The organism is Dyella sp. M7H15-1 (assembly GCF_004114615.1).
Lineage (GTDB): Bacteria > Pseudomonadota > Gammaproteobacteria > Xanthomonadales > Rhodanobacteraceae > Dyella_B.
In genome coordinates this window covers 3,414,290-3,426,761 of sequence record NZ_CP035300.1, presented here as the reverse complement: position 1 = coordinate 3,426,761, position 12,472 = coordinate 3,414,290, and the positions used below count along the sequence as shown (strand labels likewise).

The following is a 12,472-nucleotide window of genomic DNA, read 5'->3' as shown; positions in this document are numbered from 1 at the left end:
CATATCGGGGATAATTTTCCCGGACAGCAGTGGACGCAGGCTAGGGCGACGCGTGTGAGCTTTTACAAACTGGGAGGAGAAAGGGAGCGATGTTGCAACCAACTCTCGGCATCCGGCCGGAAGGGGCGCGGATGGATCCCCAGCAACCGCGTCATCTCCGTATTGTCGGCGATGAGATCAGCGTCCAACCGACTCAATGGCCCGCGCAGCCGTCCCGCACCACGGCGCGCCAAGTGCAACAGCCAGGCCGGAATCGGCACCGGCAACGTATCCACCGACAGACTGTGCCTCACCCGCGCGAACATCTCGCGTACGCAAAGACGCTCGCCACCACCGATGGACAGGATTTTCATCGCCGAGGCCGATGTATCGAGTACTGCCAGCGCAGCCCGTGCCAGATCCTGCGCATGCACCGGCTGGCGCAAACCGCACCCGGCCGGCAACGGGAACACGCGTGTGCGCATGGCGCGACGAGCGATAGGGGTAAGGCTTTGGTCCATGCCCGCCCCATAAATCAGTGTGGGACGCAATACCGTCCAGTCACTGCCGTGCCGCATGCAGGCTGCCATCAATGCACTCTCGCCACGCAGCAGCGTATGCGATATTTCGCGTTCGGCTGGCACTTCCGAACCAGACTTGGTTTCTGCGCTCATCGAACTGAGAGCCACCACGCGCGGCGCATGATGCAACGGGGCATGGCCCAGCCAATCGGCAAACGGGTACAGCGGACCCAAACTGAAAATGGCCGAGACGCCGTCGACGAACGGCACTTGGTCCACCAGACGGCCCGCCAGCCATGTCATGCCGGGCAGCGCAGCGCGCGGTTCGCGACTTACCGCAACGACGGGCTCGTCGCGCGCAGCGAGCAGCGGCAATAGATAGTGCCCGATCTGACCACTACCACCGAACACCAATACCGTCATCCACCGCCCTGCATGCGTAGGGTGAGTTGCTGCACGCGCTGATCGTTGGGCGACAACTTGCGTCCCTGCTCAAGCGAGAATGCGGCATTGTTGCGATCACCACTGTCGAGCTGTTGTTCGGCCTGATCCACCCAGGCATCCACCAAGCGTTGCCGCGCCTGCATCAGCCCCGCATCACCCGGCGAAAGATTGCTCAGCGCATCGAACAAATCACCGGCTTTGTTGAGGTTGCCGGCACTCACCGCCTGATTGAATTGCTGATGCACCGTGCCCGGCAAGGCTTGCAAACCGGAAAGCGCGGTCGGGTTGTTGCCATCGATGGCCAGTGCGCCGCGATACAAGTCATAAGCGCAATTCCCCGGCGGGGACATGATGTTGCCACGCTGCGCGGCCATCCTCGCCTGCTGCACCATATTCGCCACCTGCAGATGCTGCTGGGGCGTCAGCGTGACCGGCGGCGTGGCAGGCGTATTGTCATCGTGCTGATTCGCCGCAACGACCGCGCCACTCGCCGCCGGCTGACCCAAACGCGCCCGCGCAGCGATCAAATCCGCCGAGCCCGGTGTCAGGCTAGCCGCCTGGTCCAGCAGTTGCCGCGCATGATCGGCATCACGGCTATCGATCGCGGCGTTGGCCTGCACGATCAGCGCTTCGGCCACCTGCCCTAATCCGGCCTTGGCCTGCGGGCTGTTGGGATCGATCGCCAAAGCCGCCTTGAAATGCGCCAACGCGGTGTCGTCACCATGGCCGGCAATACGGCCTGCACGCAGCGCATCGTTGCCTTGATTGATCGCATCGGTCAGCGCCGTGCCTGTCTGCGCCTGCCGGGCGGACAATGAAGCACGCAAGGTTGGCAGTTGTGCGTAGTTGGGCAACAAGGCCGCGAGCCGATCCATACCGGCAGATGCAGCGCTCACATCATTCGCGTCGAGTGCTTTCTGGATTTGCGTGGCCATCGCACCGCCGACCTGATCCATGCCATGGCGCGCCACCGCATTATCGGGTTCGGCCGCCAGCACACGCTGATACAAAGCTGTCGCACCATCGGTGCCATCCAGCTTGCCGTCGCTCAACGCTTGCTGGGCTTGTGCGACGAGCGTTGCGATTTGCCCGGTGGAAACCTGCGCCTTGGCAATGGCTTGCGTCAGGCGATCCACGTCACTACCACCGCCCAGCAATTCCCGCGCGTTGGTCAAGGCCTGCTGGGCCTGATCCACATTGCCCGCTTGCAAGGCAGCATCGGCGCGTGAGATTTCCGCGCGCCCCACATTATTCAAACCTTGGCGCGCGGCATCGTTATCCGGCTCCAATGCGCGCGCCGCTTCGAACAACTCACGCGCGCTGGTGCCATCCACGCCATCCAGGCGCCCCTGTTGCAACGCCACCTGGGCGCGGTGCAACACGTCATTGAAATCCGTGCGCGGCACCAGCCCGCGCAAACGTCCCTGGTTGAACCAGAGCCCTGCCGCAGCCGCCAGCAGAACCACGATGATCAGCGGCATCAACCAGCCGCTGCGTTTCTTGCGCTTGTGCCGGCCGGGGGGCGCACGGCGGCGGTAGTCCGGCTCCACATTCATGCGCGGCAAACCATCGTTCGGCTCTGTCGCCGGATGCGGCTGGTCCAGGTGATCGAGATCACCCAGTTTAGGTTCGGTACGGCCGGCGTAGGGGTCGTGCGGGTCGCGAGGTCCGCTCATGGCTCAAGGCAAGTTAGTCGATACTATCCAGCTTAACATTGTGCCCCCTGTTCGCGGCGAGAGCAGGATGCTGCGTTCAACTAGCCCTTATGCAGATTCCGCATAAGATATGGCATTGGCGACAATCTCTTCCGGAAATCCAATCTTCTTTAGCAGTTTGATCGCATTGCGCGCCGTCGCAGGCCCAGGCTTGAGCTTATAAGAGTCCGTCGCGACCACCGATGCTTTTGGCTCGAAACCAGCCGCGACTTCTCCCGTGATTGGGCGCTTTCGTTGGGCTTTCTCACGCGCATGCGCGCGATGAAGATTGCTGCTACCAAGCAACTCATCCCGTCCCGATTCGCCTGGCTTCCACCACGTTCGGCAAGGCGGCCAGCCGATCCAGCAGGGTCGATAATTGCTCGAAATCCCTGACCCGCAAGGTGTAGCGCATCTCCACCTCGCCAGTGCGCGAAAACAGGCGACTGGATGAGGCGATGATGCCGATGTTGGCATGGCTGATGACGCCCACCACATCCTTTTGCAAGCCTTTGCGATCGTAGCCATTGAGCTGGACGGTGACTTCATACGCCTGCGCAGCCGCCTGTCCCCAGCTCACTTCGATCACCCGATCCGGATCGCGCCTGGCCAATCGTGCCAAGCTGGCGCAGTTCGCACGGTGCACCGAGACACCACGCGTACGGGTGATGAACCCGCGCACCGGATCGCCGGGTAGCGGTTGGCAGCAGCGCGCCAGGGTAGTCAACAGATTGCCCACGCCTTCGATGCTGATCGCACTGTGATCGAACACGGTTGGACGCGCGGTGATGGGTACGCTCAGTGGTGGCTCGGGCGGGTGCTGGGATTCCTGCAACACACGCGCCATTTGCCCTGGACTGACGTCGCCCAAGGCAAGCGCAACCAGCAATTCATCTTGTGTTTGTAGGTGGAACAGAGCGGGCAATTTCGCCAGATCGACATCCGACATGGCCAGTCGCTTGAGCTCGCGTTCGAACAGGGCGCGCCCCACCGCCAGGTTCGCTTCGTGCGCACTGCGGCGGAACCACGCGCGCACTTTGTCGCGCGCGCGGCTGGTATTGAGATAACCGTGATGGGTGGAAAGCCAGTCGCGGCTCGGCTCGGCAAGTTTGGCGGTAAGAATTTCCACCCGGTCGCCGCTGTGCGGCTGGTAGGTCAGCGGCACGATGCGGCCATTGACCTTGGCGCCACGGCACCTATGCCCCACCTCGGTGTGCACGTGATAGGCAAAATCCAGTACGGTCGCGCCGTGCGGCATGTCCACCACTTCGCCCCTGGGCGTGAGCACATAGACGCGATCTTCCAGCAACTCGGTCTGCAGATCGGCGGCGAGTTCGCCATCGTCGTTGCGCGGTTCGAGCAGTTTGCGCATCCAGGCAATTTTGGCCTCGAAATCCGCATTGCCACTACCGCCTTCCTTGTAGCGCCAATGCGCGGCGACGCCGAGTTCATTGGCGCGGTGCATCTCATGCGTACGGATCTGCACCTCCAATGTCTTGCCATGCGGACCGATCACCGCCGTGTGCAGTGAGCGATATCCGTTGTTCTTGGGGCGCGCTACGTAATCATCGAACTCGCCCGGCAAATGTGGCCAAAGCGCATGCACCACGCCAAGCGCGGCGTAGCAATCGGCTACGTTGTCGACCAGCACGCGCACCGCACGAATATCGTAGAGATCGGAAAACTCCAGCGCCTTGCGCTGCATCTTTTTCCAGATGGAGTAGATGTGCTTGGGGCGCCCGGCCAGGTCGGCGCGGATGTCCGCCATGCGCAAGGCCTCGCCCAGCTCGCTCAGTGTTTCCCGGATGAAGGTTTCGCGATCGCCACGCCGTTCGTCCAGCAGCTTGGCGATGCGCCGGTAGGTATCCGGCTGCAGGTAGCGGAAAGCCAGGTCTTCCAGTTCCCACTTCAATTGCCAGATACCCAGGCGATTGGCGAGCGGGGAATGGATGTCGCGGGTGAGGCGTGCTAATTCCTGCCGGTCGCTTTCCGGGAACGTGCTGGCCGCGCGCATCCGCGCAAGCTGCCTTGCCAATAACACGAACACCACGCGCAGATCGCGAATGATCGCCAGCAGCAGGCGACGCAAGCCTTCGGAACCTCCCTCAGGCGGACGCTGTGCATGCAAGGCCCACACCCGCTCGGCCGCCACCTGGCCAGCCACCAGACGCCGCAATTCCTCCGGCAGCGCGGCAGCGCGCTGCTCCCACACCAACGGATGGGTATGCGCGATTTCGAACCACAACGCCGCGGCCTGGGTCTGCGCGTCGCAGCCAAGCATGGCGAGCAGATCAAGCACATCGCCACATTCGTGCTCATTCACTCCGTTCTGGGAACAGGCAGCGAGCACGTCGACCAGCACCGCGGGCAGCGTACCAGCCCGTGACTGCCACGCCGCCAAGTGTCCCGCAGCCGTGGTGGTGGCATGAACCATGTTGCAGGGATTCCTGTGCGTCACGCTATGTGAATCATGGCGTGCGAGCGGTCAGCATACTGTCCGGGGATCGACAAATCACGAGGTGTGCCCTGCTTGCAGGAAGCGGTTGGGATGAAAGCACAGGTGTGCCTATCGATGGGTGGACCTGATCTCTTCCAGCGCCTTCGCCAGGCGCTTGGCCGACACCGGTTCAGGTGTCTTCAGTTCCTGCGCGAACAACGATACACGCCATTCCTCGATCAGCCAGCGCAGCTCATCCAACCCGACATCGCCTGCCGCGCAATGATTGAGGTATTCCCGCCAATAAGGCAGCACCTGCAACATGCGTTGCTGGTCCTTGGTGGGATCCTGGCGCAGGCGTTCGGCGCGCAAGCGCATCGCTTTCAGATAGCGAGGGAAATGCGACAGCCGTGCTGTCGACAGTTCACGCAAGAAACCAGGCGCAAGCATGGCTTCGAGCTGTTCGCCAAGATCGTCATAGCTGGCTCGCGCAAACCCCATCAGCGGTGGTTGCAGCCAGGGCTTCAGATCGGCCTGTGCCTCGATAATCGGCTCGGCCAGCTTCAAGCGCTCCACCGCCGAAGCGAACAATTCACGCGCCGCATGCGTGCGCAGTACGTCGAAGGTGGCGGCACTGCGTGCGTGCAGATCCTGCACGGCGAGCAGATCAGCGAAACCGCCTTCGACCAGATCCTCGCGCAGGCCATCCACGCTGCCGAGCGGCGCATACTTCAGTGACAGGGCGTTGGCGATCGGCAAACGCCGACGCGCCTGCTTCAGGTCACTGGCCAACGCGTTGCGCAGCAAACGCTCAACGCCTTTGGTATGTGCAGCTCCAGCCTCGTCGCGACGCTCGAAAACACGCAGCGCCACCGCATCACCAAGATCGACCAGTGCTGGGAAAGCAAGTAAACCGCCTGCCGATCTCACCTGCTCGGGAATCTCGTCGAAATCCCAACTCGTAACGTCTTCGCGGGTAAGTTCGATATCGGTTTTGCGGGAGAAGGCTTCGCGCGCCTGCCCCGCCCATTGTCCGCGCAGCACGGAAAGATCGCGCCCGGTCGCCAGCGTGCGCCCTTTCTCGTCATGCAGGCGATAGCGCATGGAAAAATGCGGAGCCCGTTCGATCGGCGCAAAGTCATTCGCATCGATGTCCACACCCATCGTGCGGCGAAGGAACATGGCCAGTACTTTGGCCAATGATTCGTCGCGCGGCGATTCGGCTTCGACAAAAGCGCGCGCAAAATCCGGCGCGGGCACAAAGTTGCGACGCAAAGCCTTGGGCAGGCCGCGGATCAGCTCCGCGACTTTTTCACCGAGCAATCCGCGCACCAGCCATTCACAGCGTGCGGTGGGTAGCGCATTGAGCATGGCTAGCGGCAAATGAAGGGTCACGCCGTCGGCGTCATCACCCGGTACAAAACGGTACTCCAGACGATAACGTTGCGGCCGCTCCTGCGCGTGTGGCACTCGATCTTCCATGGTTATCGGGATCTCCAGCGACGCAGGGAACGCCTTGGGATCCAGCCCTGTTCCACCCACCATCACATCGTCGATCGACCAGCGCAGTGCGGCCTGTTCGGCGGGTCGCGTATTCCGATACCACGCATCCAGCGCACGGCTGCTCGCGATATCTTCCGGCAGTTTGCCTCGGAAGAAATCCACCAGTTCGTCGTCATGACGAATCAGACCCTCGCGGCGCTGGCGCGCCTCGATGCCCTGCGCATCCTCCAGCACGCGCTGATTGGCGCGGACAAAATCGGCGCGCGCGTCGATATCGCAACGTGCAAGCGCCTCGCGCAGGAAAATGTCATGCGCAAGTGTGGAATCCTGTTTCTGGAACGTCACCGCCCGGCGCTCCACCAACACCAGCCCAAACAGACTCGCCTGTTCGTAAGCGACCACAGTGCCACGCTTGCGCGACCAATGCGCATCGCGACAAGTGCTGCGCAAAAGGTGCGCGGCCTGTTGCTCGATCCACAAGGGTTCGATACGTGCGCACATCATGCCCCACACGCGACCACCGATATCGAGGATCTGCGCGGCGAAAATCCAGTTTGGTGGCGTCTTGGCCAACGCAGAACCCGGGAACACCTGGAAGCGGCGTTCGCGCGTGCCGCGGAAAATACCCTTTTCGTCTTTGTGGCCGACCTGCGTAGGGAGACCAGCCAGCAGGCTGCAATGGATGGCTTCGTATTTATCGTCGGGACTCGGGACTCGGGACTCGGGACTCGGAGAAGCAGCTCTCCGCAAGTTGCGCTTGGCCTCACTAGCTTGGATCTTCGTCGCATCGGCTGGCTTGCCAGCTTTTGGCCCGCGTCCCGGCGCTTGAGTCCCCAATCCCGCATCATCCAGCACCAGCAACAACTGCCGATGCAGCTCCCTCCATTCGCGCATGCGCAAAAAACTCAGAAAATGCCGCGAGCACCAATCGCGCAATTTCGACTGCGTCAGTTCCTCATGCGCATGGTCGTACTCGCGCCACAGATTCAACACGCCAACCAGATCGGACTTGGGATCGGCAAAAGCGGCATGCGCCTGGTCGGCCTGCTGCCGCGCATCGGCCGGACGCTCGCGCGGATCCTGGATGCTGAGGAAAGACACGATCACCAGCAGCTCACGCAGACTGCCGAGTTTTTCGGCTTCGACCAGCATGCGCGCAAGTTGCACATCGATCGGCAGGCGCGCCAGCGTACGACCCACCGTGGTGAGCTGGCGTCGCTCGTCGATCGCGCTGATTTCCGTCAGGCGGCGATAGCCATCAGCCACCACGCGTGGATCGGGCGATTCTAGAAACGGGAATTCGTCCACCTTGCCCAACTGCAACGACAGCATGCGCAGGATGACATTGGCCAGCGAGGAGCGCAGTAATTCCGGATCGGTGTAGGCCGCACGCGAGGTGTAGTCGGCTTCGTCATACAGGCGATAGCAGATGCCAGGACCGACTCGTCCGCAACGCCCTTTGCGTTGATCGGCAGCCGCCTGCGATATCGGCTCCACATGCAAGCGCTCAAGCTGGCTGCGCTGGCTGTAACGCTTCACGCGTGCCGTACCGGTGTCGATCACGTAACGGATGCGCGGTACAGTCAGCGATGTTTCCGCCACGTTGGTGGCCAATACCACGCGACGCTTGACGCCGGGCTTGAAGACCCGATCCTGATCGCCCGCCGAGAGGCGCGCATACAAGGGCAGGATTTCCGTTTCACGATACTGCCGGCGCGAAAGCAGCAAATGCGTGTCGCGGATCTCGCGCTCACCCGGCATGAAAACCAACACGTCACCGCGCGGATCGTCATGCGTGATGTCGTCCAGCACAGCGGCAACATGCTCGGCGCTGCCCTGTTGCATCTCGCTACGGCGCTGATTGCGCCGCGCGGCAACGTCGTCCGTCGGGCGCCAGCGTACTTCCACCGGATAGGTGCGCCCTTCCACCGACACCACCGGCGCGCCGCCGAAGTGCTCGGCAAAACGCGCGGTATCAATGGTGGCCGAGGTAACGATGATCTTCAGCTCCGGCCGCTTCGCCGCCAATCGCCTGAGGTACCCAAGCAGGAAATCGATGTTGAGGCTGCGTTCGTGCGCCTCGTCGATGATCAGGGTGTCATAGGTCGACAGCCATGGATCACCTTGGGTTTCGGCCAGCAGAATGCCGTCGGTCATGAACTTGATCAGGCTCTGCTCGGAGACCTGATCGTTGAAGCGCACCTGAAAGCCGACCTTGTCGCCCAATTGCGTGCCCAATTCCTCCGCCACGCGACGCGCCACCGAACGCGCGGCCAACCGACGCGGTTGCGTGCAACCGATCAGGCCAGCCTCGCCGCGCCCTGCCGCCAGGCACAGCTTAGGTAGCTGGGTGGTTTTGCCAGACCCGGTTTCGCCGGCGATCACCACCACCTGATGTTCGCGGATCAGCTTGACGATCTCGTCCGCCCGTACCGTGATCGGCAGCGATTTGTCCAGCCGGATCGCCGGCTTGTTTTGCACACGACGCTGCCGCCGCTCGGCGGAAGCGGCAATATCGACGGCCAGCGCTTCGAGTTTCTTCGCATCCGGCCGCCGCAAAAGACCACTCCAACGCCCCAGCAGGCGTCCAAAATCGCGACTGGAAACGGTATCCAGCAACTTGCGCAGCACGCGCAGACGGCTGTCCGGGGAAACGGGGGAAGTATCGGGCTTCGCATCATTCATGTAGCCGTACATGATAGCCCGTCTCTATCACCGGCATTCGCATTTCCTCCGCTGCTCGTCAGACGCGCCCGCCACACCCACTTGTGCAGTCAGACCATCGCTTCTTCCCCCATCATCGCGAGCTGGCGTTTGCAGCCAAGGGGTTCACAGTGAACCACACGCATCGTCATCGCATCGCCGTGCCGGATCTGCTCGGACTGTTCGCTCAAGCCATCCAAATCGTCATAAACGGTAATGTAGCGACCATTGAGAAAGTCGTAGCGACCGCTGGCGAGTTGTACGAGTACTGCCGCGCCTTGCTCCGCGGTCGTGCTATGCCCATCCGCCACTTGCTGGCTTAACCAGGTAATGACATCCAGCAACGCTGGCTGCGTACTCTCGTCCGCCTGCAAGTTCGGCAGTATCCCCGTATCCCGCACAACGCCGGGATGAAACGCGAACAGCGCGACGCCATGCTTTCCGGCTTCTACCGCCACGTTCTCGTTGAGCTTGATCAACGCCGCCTTCGCCACGGAATACGCCGAAAGAGTGGGCCAACGGAATGCGCCCGCATGGCTTGCCAGGCTGATGATGCGCCCGCTCCGACGAGGCACCATGCGGCGTAGCGCCTCCTGGATGCAGTAGAACCCGCCGAGCAGGTGCAGTTGCAGGGTACTCCACCATTCCCGCGCATCCAGCTCCCAGGTAAAGCCGGTAGCACCGAGATTACCGGCGTTGTTGATGAGCAGATCGATGTGATCGTAGTAACTGTCGATCACGCCAAAGGCGCGCGTGATGGATTGCTGGTCCACCACATCCGCCGCCACGCATATCGCTTCGCCGCCACCCTTGCGGATGGCGTTGGTCACCTCGTCCAGCCGTTCCTGACCGCGCGCGATCAGCACCACACGTGCGCCCAACCGCGCGAATTTCTCCGCATAGACGCGCCCCAATCCACGGCTTGCGCCAGTGACCACAACCACTTGACCACGAATGCTATAGCAATCGCTTTTATCCGATGCACTAGAGCATGTCGTCATAAGATTCTGAGCCACATGACGAGGCAGCGAATTTGCACAGCGGCAAGGAAAGAGGACAGATTCTTCGCGTAGCGTGTCGCCACACCACGCCACTGTTTCAGGTACAAAAACGCATTCTCAACCAGGTGGCGATGACGATACAGGTACGTGTCGTAGTCGCGCGGCTCTTTTCGGTTTTTACGTGGCGGAATATGCGCCTGCATGCCTTGCTCATGAGCCTGCTCAACAATGGCATCACTGTCATAACCTTTGTCGGCCATGAGATGCTCAGCAGGAATGTCTTTGATCAGTTCCGCAGCCTGCGAACAATCTGCCCGGGTACCCTCTGTAACAAGAATTCGGACTGGCATACCATGCGCATCCACGGCCAAATGTATCTTGGTGTTGCGCCCCCTTTTGTGAGACCTATGCCCTGATTGCCGCCACGAGCTCCCGCTGCATGAGGATGAACCTTGCAGTGACTGGCATCGATCATCAGCCACTCAAAGTCCGGCTCATCCATCACACGTTCCAACAGACCTTCCCATGTGCCGTTATCGCGCCAGCGACAAAAGCGCCGATGGGTATTCTTCCAATCGCCGTACTCGGGTGGTAAATCTCGCCACGGCGCTCCGGTGCGAAGTATCCAGAACACTGCGTTGATGAATTGCCGATTATCTTTGGCTACACGCCCCCATCGGCCCGCTTGACCCGGCAAATGGGGTTCAAGCAAACCCCATTTTTCATCGGAAATGTCATGGCGTCGATAGGCTGCAGTCACAGAGGATTCCATCCAGCAAGATTCCATGGCGGGTAGTTAACCATATTTCAACACCTCATGACGACAGGCTCTAGTCATGACACCCCCCACACTTCTTGATGAAAAAAAGAGAAACCATCAATGTCCGGAGCCTGACCACCCGAATTCGGCACCACCGGTTGCAGCAAGGAACACTCGCCCACTTGAAGTGTTCGAGATCAAGTCAACGAAAAGGTGCGCACATCTCTACAGCGTCCCGCAAGAACGCCGACACACTTACTTGCAAACACCACACTTACGAATTCGCCGCCCTGCGATACCGGGTTATCAGCACCTCGAAGACGCATGACGCATGACGCATTGCAAAATAATTTGAGCAACCTTGAATATTTTTACCAAAAAAAGTGGGACAGGTTGATCGCGCAACGCAGCATATTTATCTCACAACACTCGTCAACAACCAGTGAAAAACCATCATGCGCAACGTAGCGAATGGAAACAGCCACGTGGATGCAGAGTCCTGCTTCATGACTTGGCCTGCGCACTTGCCAAACCGGTTTCACCGGCGATCACCCCCCCACCTAGCTGTAGCGGCCCGATAACATCAATCGCAGGACCCGATTACATCGGTGGTTTCGGGACTGGGACCAAGGCGAACGCGCTCCGATGGCCGGCACGAAGACCTCGATACAGCCTCAAATTTCAAGTCAATTTCGAGCCTCTTGCAAAATTTCCTCGTCATCTCGTGATTCAAGTCCAGTTGCCGCCTGGATCCAGAAGATATTGGTGATTCGGGCGCGCCCTGGGGGTTGACATCGAAAGATGGGTCGAGAAATGTTCACAGACGCTTCGTTTTGACAGCAGGCGCCTGCCCGGGGCATCACCGAGGGGTGTTCGCGACGGCGAGGAATAGGTGCTACGTGATCCATCGCAGTCGTTGATCGGCCGTGAGCGCCAACACGGCGAACAGGATGTGTGTCGTGACCTTTGCATGACCTCGCACATGGATGCGATGAAGGCCAAAATCATCCTTCAGTCGTGCGTTGGCGCGCTCCACCGTGGTGCGCTCTTTGTAGCGCTCGGCTTCTCTGGGATCGAACCGCTTCTTTTCGCCGCCACGCGGGTTAATGGTCGATGAGTGGCACAGCGGTACGAGCTCTTCCTGCAAGCTGCAATGAAATTGCGTCAGGTACTCGCGTAGGGCATGATGCATGGGCGGATGTGATGGTGATTTCGAATACCTCCATCATGCCTTCAAGGGCAGCACCCGCAACCCCTTTCGAGCCACTGGCACCGAAAAAATCGGGCACCTCGGGGAATTTTGCAAGAGACTCTTTCGTGCCGACTTTCTTTTGACGGGCAACATTTTTATTTGATGAAACGAGATAAAGATGAACTGCATTGAGATTCATACGAGCCAAGATGGCCACTCACACTTTAGAAGCGTTCGA

5 protein-coding genes and 2 pseudogenes are annotated in these 12,472 nt (G+C 60.5%); all 7 read right to left on the bottom strand.

What is annotated here, in order from left to right:
- Nucleotides 1-62: 62 nt before the first annotated feature.
- Entirely contained in the window at nucleotides 63-923 is an 861-nt protein-coding gene (locus tag EO087_RS15675) for an NAD-dependent epimerase/dehydratase family protein (RefSeq protein WP_128899675.1), read from the bottom strand.
- On the bottom strand, nucleotides 920-2,620 hold the full coding sequence (locus tag EO087_RS15670) for a hypothetical protein (protein ID WP_128899674.1): 1,701 nt from the start codon (nucleotides 2,618-2,620) through the stop codon (nucleotides 920-922). Before EO087_RS15670 ends, EO087_RS15675 begins: the two co-directional genes overlap by 4 nt.
- Before the next feature lie 325 nt (nucleotides 2,621-2,945).
- Nucleotides 2,946-5,072 carry a bifunctional (p)ppGpp synthetase/guanosine-3',5'-bis(diphosphate) 3'-pyrophosphohydrolase gene (locus tag EO087_RS15665; RefSeq protein ID WP_128899673.1) on the bottom strand — a complete coding sequence of 709 codons (2,127 nt, stop codon included), beginning with the start codon at nucleotides 5,070-5,072 and terminating at the stop codon, nucleotides 2,946-2,948.
- Between the two features lie 132 nt (nucleotides 5,073-5,204).
- On the bottom strand, nucleotides 5,205-9,263 hold the full coding sequence (hrpA, locus tag EO087_RS15660; RefSeq protein WP_128899672.1) for an ATP-dependent RNA helicase HrpA: 4,059 nt from the start codon (nucleotides 9,261-9,263) through the stop codon (nucleotides 5,205-5,207).
- Between the two features lie 89 nt (nucleotides 9,264-9,352).
- Complete coding sequence (locus tag EO087_RS15655) at nucleotides 9,353-10,225, bottom strand: SDR family oxidoreductase (protein ID WP_164931869.1); 873 nt, start codon at nucleotides 10,223-10,225, stop codon at nucleotides 9,353-9,355.
- Between the two features lie 53 nt (nucleotides 10,226-10,278).
- Nucleotides 10,279-11,054 (bottom strand): annotated as a pseudogene (locus EO087_RS15650) (IS5 family transposase).
- A gap of 883 nt (nucleotides 11,055-11,937) precedes the next feature.
- Nucleotides 11,938-12,166, bottom strand: a pseudogene (locus EO087_RS15645) (transposase); the annotation flags it as partial.
- Between the last annotated feature and the right edge of the window lie 306 nt (nucleotides 12,167-12,472).

What these genes read in the sequence shown, in the direction of transcription:
- EO087_RS15670 (WP_128899674.1), bottom strand. Translation starts at nt 2,620, where the DNA reads ATGAGCGGACCTCGCGACCCGCACGACCCCTACGCCGGCCGTACCGAA.
- EO087_RS15675 (WP_128899675.1), bottom strand. Translation starts at nt 923, where the DNA reads ATGACGGTATTGGTGTTCGGTGGTAGTGGTCAGATCGGGCACTATCTA.
- EO087_RS15665 (WP_128899673.1), bottom strand. Translation starts at nt 5,072, where the DNA reads ATGGTTCATGCCACCACCACGGCTGCGGGACACTTGGCGGCGTGGCAG.
- hrpA (WP_128899672.1), bottom strand. Translation starts at nt 9,263, where the DNA reads ATGAATGATGCGAAGCCCGATACTTCCCCCGTTTCCCCGGACAGCCGT.